Origin of the sequence: Brevundimonas aveniformis DSM 17977, from assembly GCF_000428765.1 — a bacterium.
Lineage (GTDB): Bacteria > Pseudomonadota > Alphaproteobacteria > Caulobacterales > Caulobacteraceae > Brevundimonas > Brevundimonas aveniformis.
Genome location: NZ_AUAO01000001.1, coordinates 775,006 through 801,247 on the forward strand (window position 1 = coordinate 775,006; position 26,242 = coordinate 801,247).

The 26,242-nt window shown below is 66.9% G+C and carries 22 protein-coding genes; 7 read left to right on the forward strand and 15 right to left on the reverse strand.

Features of this window, described 5'->3' with window-relative positions; genetic code table 11:
- Positions 1 to 50: 50 nt before the first annotated feature.
- Positions 51 to 782 carry a DUF2461 domain-containing protein gene (locus G391_RS0104065; protein WP_029086389.1) on the reverse strand — a complete coding sequence of 244 codons (732 nt, stop codon included), beginning with the start codon at positions 780 to 782 and terminating at the stop codon, positions 51 to 53.
- Positions 783 to 891: 109 nt separating this feature from the next.
- On the opposite strand from G391_RS0104065, the gene mutS reads away from it, so the two are divergent.
- On the forward strand, positions 892 to 3,564 hold the full coding sequence (gene mutS / locus G391_RS0104070; RefSeq protein WP_029086390.1) for a DNA mismatch repair protein MutS: 2,673 nt from the start codon (positions 892 to 894) through the stop codon (positions 3,562 to 3,564).
- A 3-nt stretch (positions 3,565 to 3,567) separates the two neighbouring features.
- Here mutS and G391_RS13755 read toward each other — a convergent pair whose 3' ends face one another.
- Positions 3,568 to 4,158 carry a CAP domain-containing protein gene (locus G391_RS13755; protein ID WP_084169111.1) on the reverse strand — a complete coding sequence of 197 codons (591 nt, stop codon included), beginning with the start codon at positions 4,156 to 4,158 and terminating at the stop codon, positions 3,568 to 3,570.
- Positions 4,159 to 4,253: 95 nt separating this feature from the next.
- On the opposite strand from G391_RS13755, the gene glnD reads away from it, so the two are divergent.
- The 4 genes from glnD to G391_RS0104095 all read left to right on the forward strand — a co-directional run bounded on the left by glnD (position 4,254) and on the right by G391_RS0104095 (position 10,329).
- Positions 4,254 to 6,794 carry a [protein-PII] uridylyltransferase gene (gene glnD / locus G391_RS13760; RefSeq protein WP_245572029.1) on the forward strand — a complete coding sequence of 847 codons (2,541 nt, stop codon included), beginning with the start codon at positions 4,254 to 4,256 and terminating at the stop codon, positions 6,792 to 6,794.
- 77 nt (positions 6,795 to 6,871) lie between these two features.
- Positions 6,872 to 8,515, forward strand: a complete 1,644-nt coding sequence (gene murJ, locus G391_RS0104085; protein WP_084169113.1) for a murein biosynthesis integral membrane protein MurJ — start codon at positions 6,872 to 6,874, stop codon at positions 8,513 to 8,515.
- A gap of 40 nt (positions 8,516 to 8,555) precedes the next feature.
- Positions 8,556 to 9,593, forward strand: a complete 1,038-nt coding sequence (gene trpS / locus G391_RS0104090) for a tryptophan--tRNA ligase (RefSeq protein ID WP_029086392.1) — start codon at positions 8,556 to 8,558, stop codon at positions 9,591 to 9,593.
- 61 nt (positions 9,594 to 9,654) lie between these two features.
- Positions 9,655 to 10,329: a GNAT family N-acetyltransferase gene (locus tag G391_RS0104095; RefSeq protein WP_029086393.1), complete on the forward strand. Its 675-nt coding sequence runs from the start codon at positions 9,655 to 9,657 to the stop codon at positions 10,327 to 10,329.
- Positions 10,330 to 10,337: 8 nt separating this feature from the next.
- Here G391_RS0104095 and G391_RS0104100 read toward each other — a convergent pair whose 3' ends face one another.
- The 12 genes from G391_RS0104100 to G391_RS0104155 form a co-directional block, all read right to left on the reverse strand.
- Positions 10,338 to 11,087 carry a dienelactone hydrolase family protein gene (locus tag G391_RS0104100; RefSeq protein ID WP_029086394.1) on the reverse strand — a complete coding sequence of 250 codons (750 nt, stop codon included), beginning with the start codon at positions 11,085 to 11,087 and terminating at the stop codon, positions 10,338 to 10,340.
- Positions 11,084 to 12,688 (reverse strand): bifunctional phosphoribosylaminoimidazolecarboxamide formyltransferase/IMP cyclohydrolase, encoded by a 1,605-nt coding sequence (gene purH, locus G391_RS0104105; protein ID WP_029086395.1) that lies wholly within the window; start codon positions 12,686 to 12,688, stop codon positions 11,084 to 11,086. The genes G391_RS0104100 and purH overlap by 4 nt, the downstream gene beginning before the upstream one ends.
- A 35-nt stretch (positions 12,689 to 12,723) precedes the next feature.
- Positions 12,724 to 13,794 carry a UDP-N-acetylglucosamine 4,6-dehydratase family protein gene (locus tag G391_RS13765; protein ID WP_051257102.1) on the reverse strand — a complete coding sequence of 357 codons (1,071 nt, stop codon included), beginning with the start codon at positions 13,792 to 13,794 and terminating at the stop codon, positions 12,724 to 12,726.
- Positions 13,791 to 15,533 (reverse strand): heparinase II/III family protein, encoded by a 1,743-nt coding sequence (locus G391_RS13770; RefSeq protein WP_156893832.1) that lies wholly within the window; start codon positions 15,531 to 15,533, stop codon positions 13,791 to 13,793. The genes G391_RS13765 and G391_RS13770 overlap by 4 nt, the downstream gene beginning before the upstream one ends.
- 7 nt (positions 15,534 to 15,540) lie before the next feature.
- Positions 15,541 to 16,197 (reverse strand): ribulose-phosphate 3-epimerase, encoded by a 657-nt coding sequence (gene rpe, locus G391_RS0104120; protein ID WP_029086396.1) that lies wholly within the window; start codon positions 16,195 to 16,197, stop codon positions 15,541 to 15,543.
- Positions 16,198 to 16,238: 41 nt separating this feature from the next.
- Positions 16,239 to 16,769 (reverse strand): hypothetical protein, encoded by a 531-nt coding sequence (locus G391_RS0104125; protein ID WP_029086397.1) that lies wholly within the window; start codon positions 16,767 to 16,769, stop codon positions 16,239 to 16,241.
- An 8-nt stretch (positions 16,770 to 16,777) separates the two neighbouring features.
- Positions 16,778 to 18,061 carry an RsmB/NOP family class I SAM-dependent RNA methyltransferase gene (locus G391_RS0104130; RefSeq protein WP_035303555.1) on the reverse strand — a complete coding sequence of 428 codons (1,284 nt, stop codon included), beginning with the start codon at positions 18,059 to 18,061 and terminating at the stop codon, positions 16,778 to 16,780.
- Positions 18,058 to 18,987 carry a Gfo/Idh/MocA family protein gene (locus G391_RS0104135; protein ID WP_029086399.1) on the reverse strand — a complete coding sequence of 310 codons (930 nt, stop codon included), beginning with the start codon at positions 18,985 to 18,987 and terminating at the stop codon, positions 18,058 to 18,060. The genes G391_RS0104130 and G391_RS0104135 overlap by 4 nt, the downstream gene beginning before the upstream one ends.
- Entirely contained in the window at positions 18,984 to 20,141 is a 1,158-nt protein-coding gene (locus G391_RS0104140) for a DegT/DnrJ/EryC1/StrS family aminotransferase (protein WP_029086400.1), read from the reverse strand. Before G391_RS0104140 ends, G391_RS0104135 begins: the two co-directional genes overlap by 4 nt.
- Positions 20,138 to 21,394: a glycosyltransferase gene (locus G391_RS0104145; protein WP_029086401.1), complete on the reverse strand. Its 1,257-nt coding sequence runs from the start codon at positions 21,392 to 21,394 to the stop codon at positions 20,138 to 20,140. Before G391_RS0104145 ends, G391_RS0104140 begins: the two co-directional genes overlap by 4 nt.
- A gap of 139 nt (positions 21,395 to 21,533) precedes the next feature.
- Complete coding sequence (locus tag G391_RS0104150) at positions 21,534 to 22,019, reverse strand: hypothetical protein (RefSeq protein WP_029086402.1); 486 nt, start codon at positions 22,017 to 22,019, stop codon at positions 21,534 to 21,536.
- A 19-nt stretch (positions 22,020 to 22,038) separates the two neighbouring features.
- Entirely contained in the window at positions 22,039 to 22,950 is a 912-nt protein-coding gene (locus G391_RS0104155) for a hydrogen peroxide-inducible genes activator (RefSeq protein WP_029086403.1), read from the reverse strand.
- Between the two features lie 220 nt (positions 22,951 to 23,170).
- Between G391_RS0104155 and G391_RS0104160 the strand changes: the two genes are divergently transcribed.
- Together G391_RS0104160 and ahpD are read left to right on the forward strand one after the other, a co-directional pair.
- Positions 23,171 to 23,725 carry a peroxiredoxin gene (locus G391_RS0104160; RefSeq protein ID WP_029086404.1) on the forward strand — a complete coding sequence of 185 codons (555 nt, stop codon included), beginning with the start codon at positions 23,171 to 23,173 and terminating at the stop codon, positions 23,723 to 23,725.
- Positions 23,726 to 23,816: 91 nt separating this feature from the next.
- A complete protein-coding gene (gene ahpD / locus G391_RS0104165) occupies positions 23,817 to 24,350 on the forward strand; it encodes an alkylhydroperoxidase, AhpD family (RefSeq protein ID WP_029086405.1) in 534 nt (177 codons plus the stop codon).
- Between the two features lie 2 nt (positions 24,351 to 24,352).
- Here ahpD and G391_RS13775 read toward each other — a convergent pair whose 3' ends face one another.
- Complete coding sequence (locus G391_RS13775; RefSeq protein ID WP_156893833.1) at positions 24,353 to 26,191, reverse strand: PAS domain-containing sensor histidine kinase; 1,839 nt, start codon at positions 26,189 to 26,191, stop codon at positions 24,353 to 24,355.
- Positions 26,192 to 26,242: the final 51 nt, after the last annotated feature.

Below are 26,242 nucleotides of genomic sequence, written 5' to 3' on the forward strand. Positions count from 1 at the left end.
TCCGAACCCGCCTTCGGGTTGTGGAACAAAATACGAACAACGAGGATCCGTCAACCCCGGTCGAGCGCGTTCCATCCGAAGTCGAGCAGGGGCCGGGCGTCGGCGGCGAAGCCGGCGATGAGGTCGGGCAGGTCGGGGGCCTGCACCTCGGCCTCGCTCAGGGGCCGTGACACGATCCAGCGGGTGCGCTTGATGGCGTCTTCGATCGATGCGCCCGCCTGATCCTCGAACCCCTTGGGCAGGCGCTTGGCCGGAGCGCCGGGATCCAGGCTGAGGCCCGCGGCTGCCAGGGCACCCTCGACCTGACCCCAGGCCAGGGGTTCGGTGACGATGGCGCGCCGGATCGCGTCGATGTCGGCGCGCTCATCCAGGTAGAAGCCGACCGCCACGAACGGGCCATGTCCATGCGGCTCATCAGGCAGGGCGAGTGGGTCGATCCCACCCGACGGCTCCGGCTCGATGTGGATATAGGCCATGCCGGGGCTCATCCTGCGACCGTCGCGGGTGAGGGTGCCGGAGACATGGGTCTTGTAGGGCCGCTTGTCCTTTGAGAAGCGGGTGTCGCGGTGCAGACGGAACTGGCTGGATTTCGGGTCACCGGCCAGGGGAACGCCGCGCGCCGCCATGGCCACGGAGGTTGCCGCGATCAGGGTCGCCAGCGTCGGCTTGAGCTGGTCGTCGTAGACGGCGCGGTGCCGTGTGAACCAGTCGCGGTCGTTGTGGGCGGCGAGGCCACGCAGGAAGGTGAGGCCGTCGTCTGTAAACCCGGTGAAGTCGGTCATCTGAGGCCTCTCCTGTGGATGGATCGAGGTTAGCCTCCAATCCCGGCGGGCGTCAGGCCGGAATCGCTTGAGCCGCGCCGTCCGATCCGCCACGTTAGCGCCCTTCACCATGAACGCGCCCTCACCCCCGCCTGTCCCGGCCGACGCCAGCCCGATGATGGCCCAGTACCTGGCCGCCAAGGCGCGCCAGCCGGATGCCCTGCTGTTTTTCCGCATGGGCGACTTCTACGAGCTGTTCTTCGAGGACGCCGAGGTGGCGGCCGAAACGCTCGGCATCACCCTGACCCGGCGCGGGAAACACCAGGGCGGTGACATTCCGATGGCCGGCGTGCCAGTCCATGCGGTCGATGGCTATTTGGCAAGGCTGATCCGGGCCGGGTTCAAGGTCGCCGTTTGTGAACAGCTTGAAGATCCCGCCGAGGCCAAGAAGCGCGGCTCCAAGGCCGTGGTTCATCGTGATGTCGTTCGCGTGGTCACGCCCGGCACCTTGACCGAAGACAGTCTGCTGGAGGCCGGGCGTGCCAACCGGCTGGCCGCCATAGCGGTGCGTGGGGATCGGGCCGCCCTGGCCACCGTCGAACTGTCCACCGGCGAGGTCGAAAGCCTGGCGGTGGCGCGCGATCAACTGGGTGCGGCGCTGGCGGCGGTGCGGCCGTCCGAAACCCTGGCGGGGGATCGCCTGTTTGCGGATGAGGCTGTGGCGAGTGCCCTCAAGATGTCGGGGGGCGTGGTCCAGCCCATGGCCCAGGCCCTGGCCGAGCCCAAGGCAGCACAGGACCGCGTTGAGCGTCTGTACGGGGCCGCGACGCTGGATGGCTTTGGCCAATTCGAGCCGGTCGAGGTTGCGGCCCTCGGATTGATTGCGGCCTATATCGAAACGACCCAGGCCGGAAAGCTGCCGGCGTTGAAGGCCCCGCGCCGGTTGGCCGAGGCCGGGTTCATGGCCATCGATCAGGCGACGCGGGTGTCGCTGGAAATCGACCGGACCCAGACGGGAAATCGTGAAGGCTCACTTATCGCCGCCGTCGACCGAACCGTCACGGCGCCGGGGGCGCGGCGACTGGCCGAGCGCATCAGCCGGCCCCTGTCTGATCCCGCCGCCATTGTGGCGCGACTGGACGCCGTCGGCTGGTTTCTCGAGCGGCGCGACAGTCGCCGGGCTCTGCGAAACGACCTGAAGGGCGCGCCCGATCTGGCCCGCGCCCTGTCCCGGCTGGCACTGGGGCGTGGGGGGCCGCGGGATCTGGCGGCGCTGCGCGACGGTCTGGCGCGGGCGGCGGCTGTGTTAGCCGGCCTGGCCAAGGCGGGTGAGCCCTTGTCAGGGTACCCGTCGGAGGTGGCGGCGGCTTGCGAGGCCCTGACCCCATCGGACGACGGTGCCGCGCTCGCGGTCGACCTGGATCGGGCCCTGGTTGAACAGCCGGGACACCTGGTGCGCGACGGCGGGTTCGTGGCCCGCGGGTGGTCTGATGACCTCGATGCAGCCCGGACGCTGCGCGACGATTCCCGCAAGGTGATCGCCGACCTTGAGGCGCGTTATCAGACTGACAGCGGACTGCCTTTTCGCGCAAAGCATAATGCTGTCATTGGTTATTTTCTTGAAATAGCGCCGAAATATGCCGAAGGCCTAATTCGACAGGGCGCTGACAGTGGTTTTATTCATCGTCAGACCCTCGCCAATCAAGTGCGATTCACCACCGTCGAGCTGGCGGAACTGGACGCCCGGATCTCCCAGGCCGGCGACCGGGCCCTGGCCATGGAAGTCGAGATCTTCGACTCGCTGAGGCAGCAAGCTGTCAATCTGGCCGATGCCTTGCGGAGTATGGCGGACGCCCTGGCCGAGCTGGATGTAGCCGCAGCCCTGGCCGAGTGGGCCGAAGAGGCGCGCTGTGTGCGACCTCTCATGGATCGTTCCACGGTCTTTGAGGTCGAGGCCGGTCGTCACCCGGTGGTGGAGGCCGCGGTCACGCGCGAGGGAGAGCCCTTTACGCCCAACGCCTGTCAGCTTGATGGGGCGGGAGAGACGGCCCGTCGCCTGATGATCGTCACCGGCCCGAACATGGCGGGCAAGTCCACCTTCCTGCGCCAGAACGCCTTGCTGGTCATCCTGGCCCAGGCGGGATGCTATGTGCCCGCCACCTCGCTGCGGCTTGGCGTGGTGGATCGCCTGTTCAGCCGGGTCGGGGCCGGAGACGACCTGTCGCGCGGCCGATCGACCTTTATGACCGAGATGGTCGAAACCGCCGCCATCCTGACCCAGGCGACGGATCGGTCGTTCGTGGTGCTGGACGAGATAGGCCGGGGCACGGCCACCTATGACGGTCTGGCCATCGCCTGGGCCTGTGCCGAATATCTGCACGACCAGGCGCGTTGCCGGACGTTGTTTGCCACCCACTATCATGAGCTGGCCCGGCTGGAAGGGCGTTTGGAGCATCTGGGCAATCTGTCGATGCGCGCGCGCGAATGGAACGGCGAGCTGGTCTTTCTGCACGAGGCCGGGCCAGGGGCGGCAGACCGCTCCTATGGGGTCCAGGTGGCCCGGCTGGCGGGGGTGCCGCCCGCCGTGGTCTGTCGTGCTCAAGAGGTCCTGGCGCGACTGGAGGGGCAGGAGGCACCGCCTTCCCGGCTGGATGATCTGCCCCTGTTTGCGACCGGTCCACACACGCCGGCACCGCCGCGCCGGTCCCTGGTCGAGGCAGCCTTGCAGGACATCGAGCCCGATGACCTGAGCCCGCGAGAGGCGCTGGACATTCTCTATCGACTGAAGGGCCTCAAGACCTGAGCGTCAGAGCCCGAAATCGATCACGCATATCTGGCGGTAGACGCCATGCGGTCCACAGGCCGCACCGACGCTGGAATAGTCCCTGAAGGTGTTGGCCCGATGTCCCCGGTCCGGCACCCCGTCATCGACAAGGAGCTGGATCACGACCTCACGGGCAGAGCCGCCGCCGTAGGCGATATTCTCACCGACCCCCGTTGAGGCACCCCATCTTCGGCCCCGCTCGGTCGGTGACGATCCGTCGCGTCCTGTGTGACCGCGCAGGCCGGCGGGGCCTTGATCTCGGACATGATCGGCGGCGGCTTCGTCCAGAGCCGGATCATGCACCAGGGCCGTGGCCGGGCTGCGGGCCAGCAGCACGAGGATCGCTTCGTCCACGGCGGCAACGCCTTCCTGGGTCCGCACATGAACGCCCTCCGGCGTGCGATACACCCGCCCTTCAAACTGGTTTCGAAAGACCTGGAGGTGTGCGGCATAGGCCGCCGGATCTGTCCTGACCGCATTGATCTCAGCGACGAGATCAGCCGAACTGGGATAGGATTGGGTCGGCTGCGTGCTAAACGACACGATGGCGGACATGATCAGAAACGCACGCAACCACACCTCCCTCACCCCGGTTGGCGCCAGGGTCGTACACTACGCCATTCCGGGTGGCGGGTCTGCCCGTTCATGGCGACGGACAGGGGTTGGGCGTGACTGACCTCTCGGCGCTCGTACCCATCCGTGATGACCTTCAGGCGGCACGCGACAAGGCTGCCGCGCGACTGGAGGCTGGGCTGGGCGGCGTTGAGACGGCCCGCCTCTACGCCGCGGCCGCCGACCGGGCTGTCACTGCCGTCTGGGATCTGTTCGGCACCGGCGACACAGACGTCTCGGTTCTGGCGGTCGGCGGCTACGGTCGTGGCGTCCTGGCTCCGTGGTCCGACCTGGATCTGATGCTGCTGATCCCCGCCAGACTGCCGCCCGACCTGGAGGCCCGGATCGAGGCCGTGCACCATGGGCTGTGGGACTTGGGATTCAAGGTGGGTTGGGCTGTCCGCACCGAGGCGGAGGCTCTGCGCCTGGCCCGCCAGGACATGACCGTCCGCACCAGTTTGCTTGAAGCCCGCTACCTCGTCGGGGCTGCCGGTCCAGCGGATCGCTTCCTGTCGCGGTTCCGTCGGGCGGTGAAGAAGGCTGATCCGCGTCCCTTCATTGCGGCCAAGCTCGAGGAGCGGGACATCCGCCACGCCAAGGCCGGGAGCGTTCGTTATCAGGTCGAGCCCAACGTCAAGGACGGCAAGGGCGGCCTGCGGGATTTAAATACCCTGTACTGGATCGCCCGCTCCCTGGCACCGCAGAGCGACATGGGCCGTGCCGCGCTCGAAGGCCTTTTGACCGCGCGCGAACAACGTCTGGCGGCGCAAGCCTTTGATTTCCTGTGGGCGGTTCGCATCCATCTGCATCTTCTGGCAGGACGGGCGCAGGACAAGCTCGCCTTTGAATATCAGCCCGAAGTCGCCCGCAGGATGGGTTCAAAGGACCGCAAGGGCGAGTTGCCGGTCGAACGCTTCATGCGGCGTTATTTCGTCATTGCCCGCGATGTCGGGGCCCTGACCCGGGCGATGTCAGCCAAGCTGGAGGCTCAGCACGCCAAACAGGCCGGGGGGCTGATGCGGCTCCTGCCCTTGCCGGGTCGACGGCGGAAATCGGCGGTCGACGGCGTAGTTGAGGAAGCCGGCCGCCTGACGGTTACGGATGCCACAGCCCTGGCGGACAATCCGGTCCGCATGTTGGAGCTGTTTCGCGAGGCGGATCGCCTCGGTCTTGACCTGCACCCCGATGCCTTCGGGGCCGTGGCCCGATCGCTGGACCGGGTCACGCCCGCCCTGCGTCGTGATCCAGAGGCGGCGCGGGCCCTGATTGATATTCTGGCGCATGGCAAACGCCCCTATCGCACCCTCAGCCTGATGAACGAGGCCGGCCTGCTTGGGCGGTTCGTGCCGGAGTTTGCCCGGGTCGTCGGCCAGACCCAGTTCAACCGCTACCACGCCTATACGGTCGACGAGCACACCCTTCAGGCCATCGGCATCCTCCGGGATATCGAGACGGGCACCCTCAAGGACGACCACCCGCTGTCGCATTCGATCTTTCCACTGATCGACGACCGGGAGGCCCTTTACCTGGCCCTGCTGCTGCATGATGTCGGCAAGGGGGGAACTCGGGGGCAGCTCGAGGACGGCGCCATCGCCGCGCGGCGCGCCTGTGAGCGGATGGGTCTGGGCCATGCCCGTGCCGAGCTGGTGGCCTGGCTGGTCGAGCACCACCTGGTCCTGTCCGACTTTGCCCAGAAGCGCGACGCCGCCGACCCCGCCACCATTGCCGCCTTTGCCGAGATTGTCGGTGACCTGGAGCGCCTTAGAATGCTGCTGGTTCTGACTGCGGCGGATGTGCGCGCCGTTGGGCCGGGGGTCTGGAACGGCTGGAAGGGCCAGCTGATGCGCGACCTCTATGCCGCCACCGCGGCCCGTTTCCGTGGAGAGGACACCCCGGATGACGTGAGCCCTGAGCCGGACGCGGCCCTGATGGCGCGCGCGGTCAAACAGGGGGCGGCGGCTGAACTGGTTCATCGCCCTGCCTGGGATACTGCCGAGCTTACCTTCGTCGCGCGTGATCGCCACGGCCTGTTCGCCGACGTCGTGGCGACCCTGGCGGCTGAGGGGGCCGATGTGTCGGGGGCGCGTGTGCATACCTCGGACGACGGCTGGGCCATCGACGTCTTCCAGCTCCAGCACAGCCAGGGCGGGGCCTATGGTGAAGGCGATCATCAGGCCAGCCGGCGTCTGCAAAAGGCCGTGGTCGATGCGGCCCTGGGTCGGCGTAAGCCGGGGGCCCCAGCCAACGCCACTCCGCGGACATCCGTTTTCGATGTGGCTCCGGTCGTGGTCTTCGACAATCCGAACGGCGGTGACGCCACTATTCTCGAAACTTCCGGTCGGGACCGCCCGGGCCTACTGGCGGACCTGGCCGCGGCCTTGTCAGCTTCGGGGCTGACCATCCGTTCGGCCCATATCGAAAGCCACGGGGTGCGCGCCGTCGATGCCTTCTACGTCACGACCAGGACAGGCAAGCGCCTGACGGCAAAGGCCGACCAGGCGCGTGTGCGCGAGGCGTTGCTGGCTGCCCTGAAGCCGCCGGTCGAGCCGGTCGCGCCGAAAAAGATGGCGCGGGCCCGGGCCTCTGCGGCGCGGTAACTAATCCGAAGGCCGGCCCTGTTTTCCTCAGCCTAATTCGGCTCTAAGTCGAAGCCATAGCGACGCCCGAGATTTCCATGACGACCGAACCCGAGATCCGGGCCACAGCCTCGACAAATCCGCCCGCACCCGAGCCGCCCAAACAGGGCGGGGTGATGAAATCCTCGGCGATCTTCTCAGGCCTGACCCTGGTCAGCCGGCTGGTGGGCTTTGCACGCGACATCGCCATCACCGCCTTTCTCGGGGCCTCGTCCGGGCCGGCGGCCGACGCCTATAATACGGCGCTCAGCTTCCCCAATCTGTTCCGGCGCATCTTCGCCGAAGGGGCCTTCGCCGCCGCCTTCGTGCCGGCCTATGCCAAGACCCTGAAGCAAAAGGGCGAGGCCGAGGCTGACCAGGTCGCCACCGACGCCCTGGCCACCGTCGCCGTCGTCACCGTCATCCTGACCATCGTGGCCCAGTTGGCGATGCCGTGGCTGATGATGGCCATCAACATCGGCTTTCTCGATGACCCGGACCGCTTCCGTCTGGCCGTCATTCTGACCCAGATCACCATGCCCTATCTGCCGTGCATGGCGATTGCCGCCCTGTTGTCGGGCGTGCTGAACGCGCGTGGGCGGTTCATCGTCTCGGGCGCCTATCCGATCCTGATGAACCTGATCATGCTGGCGGCCCTGCTGATCTGGCGGGGCGACCAGATCCAGTCCGCCTATGCGGCGGCCTGGTCGGTGCTGGTGTCGGGCGTGGCCCAGGCGGGCCTGTGCTGGTGGGGTGTGCGCAGGGCCGGGGCCAATGTGCGCCTGTCGATGCCCAAACTGACCCCGGCGGTGAAGGCCATCATCATCACCGCCATTCCCGCCGCCATCGGCAATTCCGCAACCCAGATCAACGTCTTCATCTCGGGCAATCTGGCGTCCTTCGTCGACGGCGGCCGCACCTGGCTGGCGACGGCGGACCGGCTTTATCAGCTGCCGCTCGGCCTCATCGGCGTGGCCATCGGCATTGCGCTTTTGCCCAAGCTGTCATCGGCCATCGCCTCGGAAGATCGCGGTCAGGAACAGGCCTCGATGGACGAGGCCCTGGTGCTGTCCATGGCCCTGACCCTGCCCGCAGCGGCGGCCATCATGGCCATGCCCCTGTTCCTCATCGACGGCCTGTTCACGCGCGGCGAGTTCCTGGCGTTCGACGCCGAGAACACCGCGCGCGCCCTGCTTCAGTTCGGCTGGGGCGTGCCGGCCTTCGTTCTTATCCGCGTTCTGGCCCCTGGCTTCTTCGCCCGTCAGGACACCAAGACCCCGATGGTCTTCGCCCTGGTTTCGGTGGCGGTGAATGCGGCCTTGGCTATCCTGCTGTTCAATATCGGTTGGGGCGTGTCCGGCATCGCCGCCGCCACCTCGACCGCGGCCTGGGTCAACGCCGGTCTTCTGGGGTTCACCCTGTTCCGGCGCGACCACTACCGCCCGGGACCGTCCGCAGTGTCGCGCCTGATCCGCGTCCTGATCGCCTCTGCGGCGCTGGGCGCGGTGCTGGTTTTGGCCCAGATGTATCGCCCGATGATCGAGGCACCGATCGCCGCCCTGACCGAACACGGTGCCAAGGAGATCGCCCTGATCCTGACCACCGGCGTCGGTGGGCTGGTCTATCTGGTGCTGTTGTTCGTCACCCGCGCGGTCACCATCGGCGAGATCAAGGGCCTGCTGAGACGCGAACGCCGCGCCTGACGGCTTGCCGCCGGGCGCGGAAGGCTCTAGGCGCGGGGCCATGTCTGACGCTTCCCCTCCCGCCTACACCGGCCCGCGCCGGATTCTCTCCGGCATCCAGGCCTCCGGTGCCCTGCATCTGGGCAACTATCTGGGCGCCCTGAAGCGGTTCGTCGCCCTTCAAGACCAGGGCGACCCCCTGTTCGTCTTCGTGGCCGATATGCACGCCATCACCGTGTGGCAGGACCCGGCGCTGTTGGCCCAACAGACGCGCGAGATCGCCGCCGCCTATCTGGCCTCGGGTCTGGACCCGGCCAAGGCGGCTATCTTCCCGCAATCGGCGGTGCCACAGCACGCCGAGCTGGCCTGGATCTTCAACTGCGTCGCCCGCCTCGGCTGGCTCGACCGCATGACCCAGTTCAAGGAGAAGTCCGGCAAGCACAAGGAACGCTCGTCGGTCGGCCTCTACACCTATCCGGTGCTCCAGGCGGCGGACATCCTGCTCTACAAGGCCACCGAGGTTCCGGTCGGCGAGGACCAGAAACAGCACCTTGAGCTGACCCGCGACATCGCCGCCAAGTTCAACAACGACTTCTCGGCACCCGGCTTCTTTCCCCTGCCCGAGCCGCTGATCCAGGGGCCGGGCACGCGCGTGATGAGCTTGCGCGACGGCGCGGCCAAGATGTCCAAGTCCGACCCGTCGGACGCCAGCCGCATCAACCTGACCGACGATGCCGACGCCATCAGCCAGAAGATCAAGAAATCCAAGACCGACATGGGGGTGATGCCCGAGGTCGGCGCGGCGCTGGATGACCGGCCCGAGGTCAGGAACCTGATCGCCATCTACGCCGCCCTGTCGGACCAGACGCGCGATCAGGTCACCGCTGACTTCGCCGGTCAGGGCTTCGGTGCCTTCAAGCCCAAACTGGCCGAGCTGGCCGTCGAGGCCCTCGCGCCCATCACCGCCGAAATGCGCCGCCTGATGGCTGACCCGGCGGAGATCGACCGGGTGCTGTCCGCCGGCGCCGAACAGGCGCGGAACATCGCCGCGCCGGTGGTGGCCGAAACCAAGCGGATCGTGGGGTTCTGGCGGGGCTAGGCGACGTTTCAACCGCAATTTCCGGGATGAAAGCGCCCCCGCAGTCCGCCACACCGTCGCCATGACCCACCCCCTCGACCGCCCCGTCTGGAACGCCTTGACCGGCCGTCAGGCTCATCTCGCCCTCCGCGAGGGCGATGCCGTGCGGTTGCGGCCCGATGTCGGGGTGTTCGTGGCCGGCAAGGACGCCGGCTCAACCGACGATCTTCAGGCCATCTGTGCCCGCTATCCCGGTGCCGGGTCGCTGGAGGCGGAAGGCACGCCGCTGGCCGGGTGGACGCCGCCGGGCGTCGCGCCGACGCTGAACGCCGTCCTGGCCCAGATGGTGGCCACCACGGTCACGTCCGGCCCTTCGGTCGACTGGACGGCGCTGGGTGAGGCCGATGCGAAGGACATCTACGACCTGGCCATGCTTACCAACCCCGGCCCGTTCCGGCCCCGCACCTTCGACTTCGGCGGCTATATCGGCGTGCGTGAACACGGCCGGCTGATCGCCATGGCCGGGACCCGCCTCAGGGTCGAGGGCTTTTCCGAGGTGTCGGCGGTCTGCACCCACCCGGACCATCGCGGCCGGGGTCTGGCCAGCGCCCTGATGCGCGTGGTCATCGGGCACATTCTGGATGAGGGCGACGCCTGTTTCCTGCACGCCTTTGCGGATCGCGCGGCGACCATCAGCCTGTACCGTTCGTTGGGCTTCGAAATCCGCCAGAGGATCGTCTACACGACCTTTGCCTGAGCTGGGCGTCAGAGCCGATCCAGGAACGCCTCGAACCGCATCAGCGATTCCAGCGTCAGCTCCGGGTCGTGCCGCATCATCCCCAGGCCCGTCGGCTCGTCGAAGGCATGGGTGCCGCCGGCGATCCAGACCTCCACAGGGGTTCCATCGCGCGCCACCCGGTCGTGCACAGTTCGGGCGTTGGGCACGCTGGTCAGGTGATCATCACGCGCAATCACGGCCAAGGCTTGCGGATGTCGCACCCAAGGTCGTGTACGGCTCAGCGCGCCGGGTCCGACATAGGGATAGTACAGTCCCAACCCGACGACGCCGTTCAGCGCGGTGCGCGCCACTTGCGGGTCGGCCAGTCCGGCTTCACCGGAACGGTCCAACGCCATGGTCATCAGATCCATCATCGACCACGAGCCGTGGCTCCATCCGGCCAGCACCAGTTTGGCGGCATCGACATCCGGGCGCTGAGCGATGCCCCAGACGGCGGCGGCCACATCGCCCGCCCGCTCCGGCCCGCGCAGCATCATGCCGGTGCAGACCATGGCCAGGCTGAAATCGCGGCCCCAGCCGCGCGGGGCGTAGGAATCCATGACAAAGGCCCGCCAGCCAGCGTTGACCGCGGCCTCGGCATAGCGGGGCAGATGCGGCCTCAGGCCGCCGCAGCCGTGGAACAGGATCACCGCCGGTCGGGGTGTCCCATCGTCCGGGCCGTAGGCGATGACGTGCGGCTCGAGTCGGGCCCAGCGTTCGGCGACGGTGTCGGTCAATGGCGGAACACCCGGGTGCCGGTGAAGGCCATGGCGATTCCCTTTTCGTCGGCGGCGGCGATGACCTCTTCGTCGCGGATTGATCCGCCCGGCTGGATCACGCTGGTGGCCCCGGCCGCGACCGCTTCGAGCAGGCCGTCGGCGAAGGGGAAGAAGGCTTCCGACGCACAGGCAGAGCCCTGCGCCAGGGAATGATTCAGCCCCTTGGCCTCACCGGCCTCTCGCGCGCGGATGGCGGCGATGCGGGCACTGTCGCGCCTGTTCATCTGGCCGGCACCGATGCCCGCCGTCTGGCCGTCCTTGGCATAGACGATGGCATTGGACTTGACGTGCTTGGCCACGGTGAAGGCGAACAGCATGTCCTGGACCTCCTGATCGGTCGGCTGGCGCCGGGTGACGATCTTCAGGTCCTCGGGCCGGATCAGGCTGCGATCGCGCGACTGCACCAGAAAGCCGCCGGCGACCGAGCGGAACACCTCTCCGACCCCTTGCGGATCGGGCAGGCCGTCCGTGATCAGCAGGCGCAGGTTCTTCTTGGCCGCAAAGACCGCGCGCGCCTCCTCGTCGGCGCCCGGCGCGATCACGACCTCGGTGAAGATGTCGGTGATGGCCCGCGCGTCAGCCCCGTTCAGGGGTCGGTTGACCGCAATCACTCCGCCGAAGGCCGAGACGGAATCGCACTCCAGCGCCCGCGCATAGGCCTCCGACAGGTTCCGGCCAACGGCGACGCCGCAAGGATTGGCGTGTTTGACGATGACACAGGCCGGGGCGGTGAACTCCGCCACCAACTCATAGGCCGCATCGGCGTCGGCGATGTTGTTGTAGCCCAGCTCCTTGCCCTGAACCTGTTCGGCATGGGCGACGCCGGGCCGCGTCTCGCCGGTGCGATAAAAGGCCCCGGTCTGGTGTGGGTTCTCGCCGTAGCGCAGGGTCTGGGCCAGCGACCCGGCGATCGTCGTGCGGGCCGGAGCCTCGTCGCCGACCTGAGCGGCGAACCAGCCTGATACCGCCGCATCATAGGCCGCCGTGCGCGCAAAGGCCCGTGCCGCCAGCCGCTTTCTGAGCTCCAGGGACGTCGCCCCATCGGCCTTTAGCGCCGCCAGCGTCTCGTCCAGTCCGGCCTTGTCGACACAGACCGTGACATAGCCGTGGTTCTTGGCCGAGGACCGGATCATCGCCGGCCCGCCGATGTCGATATTCTCGACCGCGGCTTCAAAGTCGCCGCCCGACGCCACCGTCGCCTCGAACGGATAGAGGTCGATCCACACCAGGTCGATCGGTCCAATACCGTGCTCAGCCATGGCCTGGGCGTGGGTCGGGGCGTCGCGCACGCCCAGGAGACCGCCGTGCACGACCGGGTGCAGCGTCTTGACCCGTCCGTCCATCATCTCGGGAAAGCCCGTCAGATCGGCCACATCCTTCACCGGTAGGCCAAATCCTTCGATCGCCGCGCGGGTGCCGCCGGTCGACACCAGCTCGACCCCCAGGTCGTGCAGAGCGCGTGCCGCCACCTCGAGCCCGCTCTTGTCGGACAGGGAGATCAGGGCGCGACCGGGGACCACGCGATCAGGCGGCGGCGGAAAGTCAGGGGCGGCGGGCATGGGAGGTCTGTTTCGTTTTGGGGAGGGGAAGGATGTCAGCGACGACTGAATTCGGGTTCGAGCGCCTCGAGGCGGGCGAGGGTCTCTGCCTCGTCCCGCGCGGCTGCGGCGGCGAGGAGCGCGTCCAGGTCAGGCTTGAGCGATTCCAGGCTCGCCGTCTCGGCGCGCGCGGCCATCACGCCATCAATACGCGTCGGGCTGACATCCTCTTCAGCGTAGAAGATTTCCTCCGTCAGCTTCTCACCGGGACGAAGATCCGTGTACTGAATTTTTATGTCCAGGTCGGGCTCGAGACCGGCCAGGCGGATCAGCTGGCGGGCCAGATCATCGATCCGCACCGCCTCGCCCATGTCGAGCACGAAGACATCGGCCTTTCCAGCGTCAGGCAGGGTTGCCGCCTGAAGCACCAGCTCGGCCGCCTCTCCCACCGTCATGAACCAGCGGGTCATGTCTCGGTGCGTCACCGTGACCGGCCCGCCGCGCGCGATCTGCCGCTCGAACAGAGGAACGACGGAGCCGGTCGAGCCCAGCACATTGCCGAACCGGACGATGGCGGCCCGCGTGAGAGAATCTGCCGCCAGGGCCTGCACGACCCGCTCGCCGACCCGCTTGGTGGCCCCCATCACATTGGTTGGATTGACCGCCTTGTCGGTCGAAACAAAGACGAAGGCCTCCGACGCCTCGCGTGCCAGTTCCATCACATGCACGACGCCACCGACATTGGTGAGGACGGCTTCGCACGGGTGCGTCTCCATCAACGGAACATGCTTGAGCGCGGCGGCGTGCAGAACGATTTCAGGGCGGTGCTGTTCGAAGACCTGCTCCAGGCGGGCGCGGTCGCGTACATCGCCCAGCGCTACCGCCCAGCTTGTGTTTGAGCCCGTCTCGGCCAGGTGTTGATCCAGGCCGTAGAGATTGAATTCCGACGCATCCAGAAGGATCAACCGTTCAGGCCCCTGGGCGGCGGCGCGTCGGGTTAGTTCGCCGCCGATTGTGCCGCCGGCTCCTGTCACCAGAACCCGCTTACCTCGAATGAGGTCGCGTGTGCGTGCCGGGTCAAGCGTTCGGGGCTTGCGTGACAGGATGGAGGTCGGGGTGGCGTTCATGCCGGCGTTTCCGTCGCACCGGCGGGCTCGAGCTTCCAGCGCACACGGCTTTCGGCATCGGTGCGAACACTTCCGCGCAGGACGATCTGGACCGAGCGCCGGGTCAGGCCGTTCTCGAAACAGGCGCTGGGTTCAATGGCGACATCGGCGGCGTCGCTACGGAAGAACCAGCCCCGGCCGGACTCGCCGCGCAGAATGACGCTACGCCGGTCGCGCGCCATCGAGGCCGTCGCCCCAGGCTGGAGAAAGAAACGCACGGCATAGGGTGCCGCCAGGGCATTGACCGCCGGGCCGGTGGGAACCAGCCGTTCCTCGCCGCGCACCTCGTCGAGCCGCTGGTCCAGATACAACCGCCGCTCGTGCCGCAGGCCATAGTCGGGAACCCAGCCGTCATGGCCGGTTTCGACCAGGATCGCGCCTTCGCCGGCTTCCCGACTGACAGTGACCTGCATCGGAGGAACCTTGAGCCGAGGCCCCAGTATCCGCTCCATCCGGCCCGACAGAATCTCGCCGATCGAGCCTTCGCCTAAGCTCAAAGTCGAGGCGGCGGGGGTCAGACGAAAACCCTGCCGATCATGGGCGCGTTCACTCCAGCCGGAATTGGTAATCAGGCGGTCGCGGCCACACACGATCTCAAGCGCGGCGGGCTGGGCGCAGGCGGTTTGCGGAAAGGCCGAGGCCGCCGGTGCGCCCGCGTCAAGAATGATGTGCATCATCTGACCGTCCAGCCGCTCATAACCACCCGCCATAAGGCGTTCGGCTCCGGCGGGACTTCCGGTGTCGTCGTGGGCGCGGGCCGCGGCAACGCGCTGCGGCGTCAGCATTTCTCCGCCCTGAAAGGCGGCCAGACGCCCATCGGGCAGCGTCAGGGATCGCAAGCCCGCCGTCAGCCGATCAATGGCACGCCGGACCTCCTGTGGCGGCTCTTCGCCGATCTGAAGTAGGGCATCGTCGACGCTGAGCAGATCGAACAGCAGCTCCAGCCCGGCCTCGGGATTGCGGCTGGCGTGACAGCCATCAGCCAAAACTGTGCGGGGAAGGGCCTTGCGAAGCAGGGCCAGGCCCTTGCGCAGGATGGGCCCACCTGCGGCCTCGTCCAAGGCCGCCCCAGCGAGAACCTGGGCGCAGGCGAATTCGGCCTCCTGGGCGCGAACGCCCAGTCGGGAGAGATGTCGGGCTTGCCGCGCCAGCAGGTCTGCCAGCCGGGCCCGATCCGCTTCGGAGGTGGAGGCTCCGATACGCCGGCCCCAGCAAGCGAGGTTAATCACGCGCCGGGGCAGGGTTTCAGGCCCCCAGGAGAAGGCGTTCCATTTTCCAAATACCTCCGCCCAGGCCAGGATCAGACGCAGAGCCTCACGCGGGGCGCGGTCCCCGGCGGCCATCAGGTCCGGCAGCCAGTTGAACCGATGAAGCTCGACCGCAAACCGGCGCGTCGGGCAGGGGCGATCCCAGATATCGCCCGACGAGCCGACATCGACCACCGACCCGGCGATGACGAAACGGCCCGAGGCTGTGGATCGTCCCACAGCTGAATCCGGTGGGCGGAAGTCACGCGGCGAACAGGCGAACCCGTTGGCGCGCGGGCGGCTCAGGGTCCAGACGTATCCGGGGGCTCCAAACAACTCAGCCGAGGCCTGCCGGCTGATGAGCCGACCGGTCGCCCGCAGCCAGGTCAGGTCCGGCATCTGGGGTGCCCTGAGATCCGGCAGGCGGAAGCGGCTGTCGGCCGTGTCGCTCACGGTCACCTCAACCCTTCAAGGCCGCGATATTGGCGGCATAGGCCTCGGGGCCGCCCCGAAACACGGCGGTTCCTGCGACCAGGGCTGTGGCCCCCGCCGCAACGCAGGCCGCAGCGTTGTCAGCGGTGACGCCGCCGTCGACCTGGAGGATGGCCGTCGACCCGGCGCGATCCAGGAGCGCGCGCGCGCGCGCGATCTTGTCCAGGGAGGCTGGAATGAAGGTCTGGCCCCCGAAGCCGGGATTGACCGACATGATCAGAACCAGATCGACCAGATCGGTCACCTCTTCGAGAAGGCCGATAGGCGTGGCCGGATTGAAAACGATGCCGGCCCTGGCTCCGATGGCCCTGATCTGACCCAGGGTGCGATGCAGGTGGGGGCCACTTTCGGGGTGGACACTGAGAATATCGGCCCCGGCCTTGCGGTACGCCTCCAGCCACGGATCGACCGGTGCCACCATTAGGTGCACATCGAAGGGTTTGTCCGTATGGGCGCGCAGCGCCTTCACCACGTCGGGCCCAATGGTCAGATTCGGCACGAAATGGCCGTCCATGACATCCACATGGATCCAGTCGGCCCCGGCGGCATCAAGGGCACGGACCTCTTCACCCAGTCGCGAAAAGTCGCTGGCCAGGATCGACGGACAGATGAGCGGCGCGGGCATGCTTGTGGGATAGGCCGCAAGTGTGTCGGGGGCAAGGTTCATCACGCCAGAGCCTGAATGCGCGCCAGGGTTGGGCCGTCCAGCAACAGGCGGTGCGACGACGGTGCCCAGAGCTGGCCCTCGACACAGACGTCCGCCAGGCCCATGCCCGCGATCAGGGTCGCGTAATAGGCATTGCTATTGGCCCCGAAGGCGGCGGGCCATGGGTAGGCGATCTCTCGTGCGTTGACCTCGGCGCGCACGGCCTCGGCTCGTCGCAAGCATCGTTCAACGTCGGCATCATCGCCGGCACCCAGATCGGCCTGTGGAAAAGCTGGATCGTAAAACCCGGTCCAGTGATCGAACCGCTCGCCCCAGATCACCTCGCGCCGGAACGGCAGGACGCCGCCGTAGATGCGCAAAGGTGTCCCCCCGGGTCCGCGCGCGATGCCGTGCAACTCTTGCAGCAGCGCGCCGTGTGAGGAGATCACGGCGACGAAGTTGTGGGCACCGAACCACAGGTCCCGCGCCTGGTCTCTGCGCGGCCAGCGCAGAGCGGGCGTCTGAACCTTGACCAGCCGGCGCGGTGTCAACTGAGCGGTCAGGCGGTGCGTTCCAGGCGCGCCGCGAAGAAACCATCCAGCCCGCCGAGCTCAGGCCATTGGGACGGCAACAACCGGAGCCAGCCCTCCTTGCCCAGGGCCTCGACCGGTGCGCCGGCCGCCTGTGGGTCCGCGGACCCGACGCGGAAATCAGGATGACGTTTCAGGAAGGCCAGGATCTGTGTTTCGCCCTCTTCGCGTTCGAGCGAACAGACGCAATAGACCAGCCGCCCGCCCGGCTTCACCCGTGCCGCCGCCGCGTCCAGCAGCCGATGCTGAACGTCCGCCAGCTTGGCGATCTCCGCCGGTCCGAGGGCATAGAGGGCCTCCGGGTTACGGCGCAGGGTGCCGGTGGCCGTACAGGGGGCATCCAACAGCACGGCGTCGAACTGGCGATGGTCGGCCCAGGTTTCGGCGTCCGCCACCACGACCTCGGCCTTGAGGCCGATCCGTTCCAGATTGGCGCGCAGGCGTCTCAGGCGGGGCTCGGAACGATCCAGCGCCGTCACGGTGGCCCCCGTTGCCGCCAGCTGGAGGGTCTTGCCGCCGGGGGCCGCGCACAGATCCAGCGCCGCTTCCCCGGGCCTGGCAGCAAGTAGGCGGGCCGGCACGGCTGCTGCGGCATCCTGAACCCACCAGCCGCCGTCGGTGAAGCCCGGCCATCCGGCGACATCGCCGCCACGGTGTGTCCGCAGGGACCCGCCCGGCAGAGCCTCGGCGGGCAGAGCGTCAATCAGGACCACAGGGTCTGTATCGGGCTTCAGGCTCAGGTCCGTGGCCGGCTCGACGCGGGCGTTGAGGGCAATGTGCTCAGCATCGGCCTGGCCGAACTGGGCGACCCAGCGGGCGAACAGCCAGGGCGGAATATCGGCTTCCGGCGGAGGTTCGGCGGCGGGATCGCGGGCCAGGCCACGCAGCACGGCGTTGATCAGGGCCTTGTAGGGGCGAGTCGCGTTGTCGCGCTCGGCCAGTTTGACCGTTGTTGATACCGCCGCAAAATCCGGTGTGTCCAGATACAGCATCTGGGCCAGGCCGATCCGTAGCAGACGGCGAACCGGCTCCGGCGGCGGGCGTTGCAGCCGCGAGTCCAACGCCCGGTCGATGGAGCCCAATCGTCTCAGAACGGCCATGGCGAGCGCCCGCGCAAAGCCGCGATCCTCAGGGCTGAGTGTGCGCAGGGTCGGCTCGTTGAGGGCGACATCCAGCCCACCCCGGCGCAAGGTGGCGGCCTCGATGAGCCGAAGAGCGGCCTGTCGGGCCGGAAGTCCGGCGTTGGCGTTCACGCGCGCTCCAGACAACGCAGGGCGACGTCCAGATTGGCCAGGCCGTCCTCTCCCGTCACTGGCGGTGGTGTGCCGTTCCGTACCGCATCCAGGAAGGCGGTCAGCTCGACCTTCAGGGGCTCGTTGGGCCAGGTGTGCAGGGTACGCGTCGAGTAGGAACCGTCCTTGTCGTAGGCGAAGAATTCCTGAACCTGGCGGGTGATCAGGTCGGCCACGACGAATTTCTGCTGGGTCGCGACCTGGAGCATCCGGGCCTTGTAGGGCGTCACCCAGTTGGTGTTGATCTGGGCGATGACCCCCGTGTCCGTCTTGAACTGCAGCAGGGCGGTATCCTCACGGTCGGCGCGGGTGCGGGCCAACTGGGGTTGAACCTCGGTGATCTCCGAACCGGTCAGGTGGCGGATGATGTCGATGTCATGCACCGCCAGGTCGATCACGACCCCGACCTCGCCCATGCGGGGTGGGAAGGGGCCGACGCGGGTGATCTGGATCGAGATGATGTCGTCGCCGGCGACCGCCTTCTTGACCGCCTCGACCGCCGGATTGAACCGTTCGACGTGGCCAACCATCAGGACCACACCCGAGGCCCGCGCGGCGTCGATCATGCGCCGCGCCCCGGCCAGGTCGGCGGCGATGGGTTTTTCGACCAGCACCGGAACGCCTCGCTCGAGGAGGGCGACGCCCAGCTCGGCGTGGTGCCGGTTCGGCGTGGCGACAACGGCCGCATCCAGATCCGCCTCCAGAAAGGCTTCGACCGTGGTGACAGGCACGGCGCCATAGGCGCGCGCGGCTTCGGCGGTCGGTGGGTCAGGATCAAAGGCGCAGGTCAAACGCACGCCCCGCATATCGGAAAGGACGCGGGCATGGTTGCGCCCCATCACGCCCAGGCCGGCGACCCCGACCTTCATTAAAGGACGTTCGGTCATGCAAAGCTCCTGACGGCGGCGACGATCTGATCCTGGGTGGCCTCATCCAGATCGGCATGCATCGGCAGGCTGATGACCACCTTGGATTTGGCCTCGGTCACGGCCAGACCCTGCGGTCCGACTGAATGGAGCGCATAGGCGGGCTGCTGGTGCATGGGGATCGGATAGTAGACCGCGCTCGGCACCCCTTGCGCCTTGAGGTGGGCGGCCAACCGATCCCGCTGCGGATGTTCGATCGTGTACTGAGCCCAGACGGAAACGCCGCCGTCGATCACGCCGGGGACCGCTGCGACATGGTCCTTGAGCAGGTCGTTGTAGCGCGCCGCAATCCGGTTTCTGGCGTCGATCTCGTCAGCAAACACCTTGAGTTTTTCGATCAGGACCGCCGCCTGGATAGTGTCGAGCCGCGAATTCATGCCGACCCGCATGTTGAGGTACTTCGGGTCATGGTCGAAGGAGCGGCCTTGAAGATCGGAGGCGACGGCCTTGCCGTGGACGCGAACCGAATCGATCAGCTCAGCCAGGGCCGCATCATTGGTCAGGACCGCCCCGCCGTCGCCGTAACAGCCCAACGGCTTGGCGGGGAAGAAGCTGGTGGTGGCGATATCGGCCCAGTGGACCGGATGCTTGCCATCGAGGGTACAGCCGAAGCCCTGGGCCGTGTCGGCGATCAGCTTGAGCCCGTAGCGGTCACAGATCTCGCGGATTTTCGGATAGTCGGCGGGCTGGCCGAACAGGTCGACAGCGATCACGACGCGGGGCGTCAGACGGCCTTCGGCGATGACGGCCTGAATCGACGCCTCCAGATGCGCCGGGTCCATGTTGTAGGTCACGGGATCAATGTCGACGAAGACGTTTTCGGCTCCGAACCAGGGCGCGACCTCTCCGGTGGCGGCGAAGGTGAAGGAGGGGCAGAAGATGGCGTCGCCGGGCCCAATGCCCCAGACCATCAACGGCAGGGCCAGGGCATCGGTGCCGTTGGCACAACCCAGGGCGTAATCTGCCTGGCCGAAAGCGGCCATGTCGGCTTCGAACTCGCGCACCTGCGGGCCCATCACCCAGGCCCCGCCCTCAACGGCGTCGAGGATGGCGCGGGTCATCGGTTCGCCGATACGACGGCGCTGAGCCTGAAGGTCAATGAACTGAATGCTCATGGGGCGGGCCTATTAGCAGAATTGTCGACAAAGGTGGCGAAGGGCATGGCTGCGAGGGCATCCGGCGCCCAGGCCCTGGACAAGGCGTGGATGCGAGCCGGGCCAGCGGCCCCCAGGCGGGCCGCTACTTCGGGATGGTCGATCAGCTCGCGAATGCAGGCTGCAGCGACCCCGAGATCGGGTTCAGCCCACTGCCCGGTTCTATAGGCTCCCGACGGGTCTTTTATCGGGACCAGATGGAACGGAACGAGGGCGGCGCTGTCACTATCCGCGAAATCGGTGACGCCCGACCAGCCGGTCATCACCACTGGCTTGCCCAAGGCCATGGCCTCGGCCGGGATCAAGCCGAAGCCTTCAGCTCGGTGCAGGGAGATCAACAGGTCGATACTGGCCAGCAGATCCCAGACCTCGGGGTTGGACAGGTCTGTCTCGATCAACTGAAGATCGGGGCGCTCTGACATCAGGGCATTCAACCGCCGGCGGGCGCTGGCGTCCGTATTCAAAGCGCGAACCTTGACGATGAGGTGGGCGTCTGCGCGGGGCTCGGGAAAAGCGCGCGTCCAGGCTTCGATAGCACCCCAGGGGTTTTTTCGGGCGAAGGCGGAGCGCCCATCGAACATGACCAGGGCATGCTTGATGCCGGGCTTGAGGCCAAACCGGGTCGGATCAGGACGGGCCGACGCTGGCCGTGTGACCGGGTGCGGCATGACCCTCAACTTGGCAGCCTGCTCGCCCATTCCTGCCTGCTCGAGGGTGTTTCGGATGGCATCGGCTGTGAAGTTGGAGGTCACCCAAATCTCATCCAGCCAGCGCGCGCTTCTGACCCAGGCATGAGGGGCCTGGGTCGTCTCCCAGGCCCAGTAGCCAATCCGGTATCGGGTCAGCCAATCGGCAGGATCGTGGGCCATCAGGGCGACTTCGACTTCGGGTGCATTGGCATGGATCAGCCAGACGCCTCCAGGCCTGTCCGTGAGTGCCGGCTTGCGGCTCGGCGACCACATGGCCTTCTGGGCCGGTCGCAGGGACTGTCGTTCGACGACGTATCCCGCCGCCTCCAGGGCATTGGCCGTCGCATCGGCACCCCGACCGACGCCCAGGGCCTCCCCCAGAAATCCGCTGACGATGAGGGGGCCGGCACTAAGGCTGGTCGGCAACTCCCGCCAGTGCGGTTCGCGCAGTGTCCATGCCGTCGCCAGGGCGGCGCGGATCAGAGGCAGGCGAACCGGTAGAGGAAGCGTACGAATCAGCCCCATGGGGCGCGGATCTCCGGGCAGCACGACGGTGCGACGCGGCGGCTCTTAGCAGACTGTTCTGTCTGGGCGTTCGAATTTCCGTCACGGATTGTTGCAGCGCCGGCCTGCGGTCGCAATGTCACGCGACGGACGAGCACGCCTATTGCGCCGTTGCGAACGCCTGATCGCAAAGCTCCTCGCCGAAGGCCGTCGAGAGTTGTTCCTCGCTTTCGGCCATCTCGAAGACGGCCACGCGCGCCCCGATCACCGTGTGGCCGATCTCATATTCACCGACGACCCGGCCGGTCGAAGGCTCTACCAATCGAGCCCTGCCCCGCAGGACATTGGCCCCGCCGATGATTGCGACCTGCACAGGATTGGCTCGGTCCAGTCGGCTGATGGCGGCATCCAGGCGCAAGGGACGCGAACCCACTGCACATTCGTCGAGGGCCGTCTGGACCCGCTCGCGGAAAATCTCGTCGAAGTCAGCCGTGGTTTCGATCTCGGGGTCGATGACAAGCCGCACCGACTGGATACGATAGCTGGCCGCTTCGCTCACGGGGGTGACGGCCGTTGAGCGGGACAGGCCGACGCAGGCCGACAAAGGTACGACCAACAGACCGGCGATGATGAGCGTGCGGATCATAATCCCTCCCTTGGCCAGATCAGGCTACGACAGAGGAAAACGTCGCGTCCAGCTGGAAGGTCTCTGCCAGAAGTCGGGCCTCGGCCTCCCGACTCGACCCGGTGCGCCAGGCCACAACGATCTCGCGCCGCGGGGTATCGGCAGAGATCGGGCGCACCACGACCGCGGGATTGTCGGCCAGGCCGGCCCGCACCGCCATTTCGGGCAAGAACGAAACTCCCAGACCCGATCCGACCATCTGGACCAGGGTGTGCAGACTGGTGGCGGCAAAGACATCGTCGCCCTTGGGCGGCTCAATGTGAAAGGCGGCCAAGGCCTGATCGCGCAAGCAATGGCCGTCCTCCAGCAGGATCAGATCCTCGCTTTTCAGGGAACCGGGCCGGATCGGTCCGGGTGCCGCCAGCGGGTGACCAGCCGGTGCCGCCGCCAGGATCGCATCGTCACCAATGCGGGCGTGATCGATGCCGCTGGTCGAATAGGGAAGGGCGATGATGGCGGCATCCAGCTGGCCGGCCTTGAGCGCCTTGATCAGGCCGGGCGTCAGGTCCTCGCGGATGAAGAGCTTGAGAGCCGGATAGGCCGCCTTCACGCCCGGCAGTTTGGCGGGCAGAAGGAAGGGCGCGATCGTCGGAATAATGCCCAGTCGAAACCGGCCCGACAGGGGGCGACCGGCGCTTTGCGCGGCCTCGACCAGATCCTCGGTGCGAGCCAGGACATCTTCGGCCCGTTTGACGGCCTCGGCCCCGACGGCCGTTAGCTGGATGCGTCCCCGCGTGCGTTCAACGACAGGCGCGCCCAGTATTTTCTCTAGTTCCTGAACCCCAGCGGAGAGAGCCGGCTGGCTGACGAAGGCGGCCTCGGCTGCTCGCGAGAAGGAGCGGTGCTCAGCCAGGAGCTTGAGGTACTGAAGCTGGCGCAGGGTCGGAAGCATAAGGATATCCTAGATGCGATCTATGATTTTTCCCAGTTAGATCAACCAGGGTTATGCCCCGGGGGTGATTCACGATGATCGATTCTATGGGCTAGATAAGAAATATCGATGGAGAATCGCGCACTCCAAGGTTGACTTTGTGCGCCGCACAAAGCACTTCGCAGGTGCAGCGTCGCTCCCCCGACGCCCCTCACTCATGTCCGTCTATAAGGAGAGCGCAATGCTCGGCGTCGGCCAGAAACTGCCTGAATTCAAGATCGTCGGTGTAAAGCCCGGCTTCAACCAACACGAAGAAAACGGTGTTTCGGCCTTCGAGCCGGTAACCGAAGCCAGCTTCGACGGCCAGTGGAAGGTTATCTTCTTCTACCCGAAGGACTTCACCTTCGTCTGTCCGACCGAGATCGCCGAGTTCGCCCGTCTGAACCGCGAGTTCGCAGACCGCGACGCCGTGGTGCTGGGCGGCTCGACCGACAATGAGTTCACCAAGCTGGCCTGGCGCCGCGACCATGCCGATCTGGACAAGCTGCCGATGTGGCAGTTCGCCGACAACGGGGGCAGGTTCGCCCGGGCGCTCGGGGTCCTGGATGAAGACGAAGGCGTCGCTCAGCGCGCGACCTTTGTCGTCGACCCGCACAACGTCATCCAGCACGTCTATGTCACCAGCCTGAACGTCGGCCGCGCGCCGGCCGACACCCTGCGGGTGCTCGACGCCCTGCAAACCGACGAACTGTGCCCGTGTAACCGCCCGCTGGGTGGTGAGACGCTGGCGGCCTAAAGGCCCCAGCCGGATTCGGGGGCGCGCACCCCTCCTCCCCTCGCGCGCCCCCGGTCCCCCCTTGTTCAGATTTCCCAACCGGAGACAGTCGATGTCGATCGACACCCTGCGTGACGCCCTGCCGTCCTATGCCAAAGACCTGTCACTGAACCTGTCGTCCCTGGCCTCTGAGACGGTCCTGTCGGACGCTCAGAAGTGGGGCTGTTTCCTGGCCTGTGCCTATGCCATCGGCGAAGCGCAGACCGTGCGGGCCTTCGAGGCTGCGGCGTCCCAGCGTCTGTCGCCTGAAGCCATGACGGCTGCCAAGTCGGCCGCGGCGATCATGGGGATGAACAACGTCTATTATCGGTCGCTGCACCTGATGCACAACGGCGAGTACAAGACCCTGCCGGCGCGCCTGCGCATGAATATCCTGGCCAATCCTGGTGCGCCCAAGGTCGAGTACGAGCTGTGGTGTACGGCGGTCTCGGCCATCAATGGCTGCGGGGCCTGTATCGACGCCCACGAGAAAACGCTGCGCGAACATGGCGCGACCAATGTGCAGATTCAGGCGTCTCTGCGGATTGCCGCCGTCGTCAATGCGGTGAGCCGGGTGCTGGCCGCCGAAGCGGCCCTCAACAGCTAGGATCAGCCGGCGATCGCCGGCGTATCGTTCTGTTCGGCGCGTGCGATCTCGGTCGGCACGCGCGGGAGCCAGATGGCCGCTGTCGAGCCGACGCCGGGTGTGCTGCCCAGGCGCAAGGCCCCGCCGAGGGATCGTGCAAAGCCACGCGCTTGCGCCAGTCCCAGACCTTCAGCTCCAGGCCGCGTCGTGAAGAAGGGCTCCTGCGCCCGGACCAGGACGTCGGGGTCCATGCCGGGCCCCCGATCCGAAACCGTGATCTTTACATAGTCACCGACGACGAGGTCTGGGTCGCCGTCGGCCACGCTGGCCGACTCAATCCGCACGCGGATGGGCTCGGTCGGGCCCTGAGCCTGGCGCGCATTGATCATCAAGGCCGTCAGGGCGCTTTGCAGCCGCACCGGATCAAAGCGGGCATAGGCGGCGTTCTCGGCCACCTGGACCTCAACGGCTCCGGCCTGAATAGGAGACGGAAGGCCGCGCACGATCGTGCCGACATCCAAGGCCCGCAACGTCGTCTCGTCGCCACGGGAATAGGCTGAAAGCTGTCGCGTCAGGACCTCGCCCCGCCGTCCGGCCGTGAGGGCTGCCTCCGCAACCCGACGCACCCGCTCGGGATTATCGGCCTGGCGCCCAATCATGTCGAGCGCGCCCAGCATGAGTGTAAGAAGGGCGTTGAAGTCCGTCGCGAGGCCGCCCGTCATTCGGCCGATGTCCTCAAGGCGGCGTCCCTCGGCGGTGTTGGAATCCTCACGACGACGGCGCGCCTCGGACGCCGCCAGGGTCTGGTTCAGAGCCGTCTGCGTTTCCTCAGCCTGAGCCTCGGCGCGAGTCCGGGCCTGTTCCGCGATGGCGAGGCGCTCGGTAAGCTCTGCCAGGGCAGCTTGGGTATCCGCCTGTTCAGTGGCGTGGGTGTCGGTTTCCTCGAAGGGCAGATCGGTGACGTCCTCTCCGACCAGAAGGACGGCGTCGATGGCATCCTCAAGCGGCAGGGGCATGGCGGTCCAGCGGACGAACCGGCGCTCCTGGCCAACGGTCAGGGATTCCTCAATCGCGCTGGCAGGGACTTCGCCGGACTGGATGACTTGCGCCGCAAAGGCGTTGACGGCTTCCCAGCGATGCTCGGGTGAAATCAACTCGGCAAAGGGCCTGCCCCGCAGTGCGTCGGCGTCAAGACCCAGCATCCGGGCGACGGCAGCATTGGCTTCGCGGACCTGGCCTTCGGCCCCGATCACAAGAACCGGATTGGGCGCGGCGTCGAACACCCGGCGGGTCAGTTCGGCCTCGGGTGAAGCGGCTGGATTCAGGCTGTCGATCTCGACGATGGCGGCACTGGAACCGATAACCTGACCCAGGCTGTTCAGGATCGGCATGGCGGTCACCGACACCAGCAACCTCCGCTTGGTGCCAGGATGAGCGATGACATGCTGGAAGCCCTTGACCGTCTGGCCGCGCAGGGCGCGCGCATTGGGCAACAGTTCCGGCGGGATGAGCCGACCGTCGGGGTAGGTGATGCCCCAGGTGGCCGAGTGGAACCTCAGGCCGATCAGTTCCTGATCCTTGCGTCCCAGAAGGTGGTGGGCGGCGCGGTTGGCGAAAATGAAGCGGCCCTGGGTGTCTGTCTCGACCAAGGCGACAGGCAGGGAGGTGAGGATCTGGTTCAGCCGGGTTTCATGGATTTCGGCTTCGGTACGGAAACGATCCCGCTCGACTGTCGCATTTCGGTACGCCCAGGCGGCGCGACTGGTCAGGAAAATGAACAGCAAGGCAATTGCCGTTGCCAGCGCCAAAGCCAGGCCCAGCACCAGAACCCAGTTGACGTCGCCTTCCATGATCATACGCATCACCCCTGCGGTCGAACCCTCGAACAGGGTGGATAAAGCAAGGTCCGGGCC

Excerpts from the sequence above, each read along its gene's own strand:
- G391_RS0104065 (WP_029086389.1), bottom strand. The coding sequence starts at position 782 with ATGACCGACTTCACCGGGTTTACAGACGACGGCCTCACCTTCCTGCGT.
- mutS (WP_029086390.1), top strand. The coding sequence starts at position 892 with ATGAACGCGCCCTCACCCCCGCCTGTCCCGGCCGACGCCAGCCCGATG.
- murJ (WP_084169113.1), top strand. The coding sequence starts at position 6,872 with ATGACGACCGAACCCGAGATCCGGGCCACAGCCTCGACAAATCCGCCC.
- trpS (WP_029086392.1), top strand. The coding sequence starts at position 8,556 with ATGTCTGACGCTTCCCCTCCCGCCTACACCGGCCCGCGCCGGATTCTC.
- G391_RS0104095 (WP_029086393.1), top strand. The coding sequence starts at position 9,655 with ATGACCCACCCCCTCGACCGCCCCGTCTGGAACGCCTTGACCGGCCGT.
- purH (WP_029086395.1), bottom strand. The coding sequence starts at position 12,688 with ATGCCCGCCGCCCCTGACTTTCCGCCGCCGCCTGATCGCGTGGTCCCC.
- G391_RS13765 (WP_051257102.1), bottom strand. The coding sequence starts at position 13,794 with ATGAACGCCACCCCGACCTCCATCCTGTCACGCAAGCCCCGAACGCTT.
- rpe (WP_029086396.1), bottom strand. The coding sequence starts at position 16,197 with ATGCCCGCGCCGCTCATCTGTCCGTCGATCCTGGCCAGCGACTTTTCG.
- G391_RS0104135 (WP_029086399.1), bottom strand. The coding sequence starts at position 18,987 with ATGACCGAACGTCCTTTAATGAAGGTCGGGGTCGCCGGCCTGGGCGTG.
- G391_RS0104140 (WP_029086400.1), bottom strand. The coding sequence starts at position 20,141 with ATGAGCATTCAGTTCATTGACCTTCAGGCTCAGCGCCGTCGTATCGGC.
- G391_RS0104145 (WP_029086401.1), bottom strand. The coding sequence starts at position 21,394 with ATGGGGCTGATTCGTACGCTTCCTCTACCGGTTCGCCTGCCTCTGATC.
- G391_RS0104150 (WP_029086402.1), bottom strand. The coding sequence starts at position 22,019 with ATGATCCGCACGCTCATCATCGCCGGTCTGTTGGTCGTACCTTTGTCG.
- G391_RS0104155 (WP_029086403.1), bottom strand. The coding sequence starts at position 22,950 with ATGCTTCCGACCCTGCGCCAGCTTCAGTACCTCAAGCTCCTGGCTGAG.
- G391_RS0104160 (WP_029086404.1), top strand. The coding sequence starts at position 23,171 with ATGCTCGGCGTCGGCCAGAAACTGCCTGAATTCAAGATCGTCGGTGTA.
- ahpD (WP_029086405.1), top strand. The coding sequence starts at position 23,817 with ATGTCGATCGACACCCTGCGTGACGCCCTGCCGTCCTATGCCAAAGAC.
- G391_RS13775 (WP_156893833.1), bottom strand. The coding sequence starts at position 26,191 with ATGCGTATGATCATGGAAGGCGACGTCAACTGGGTTCTGGTGCTGGGC.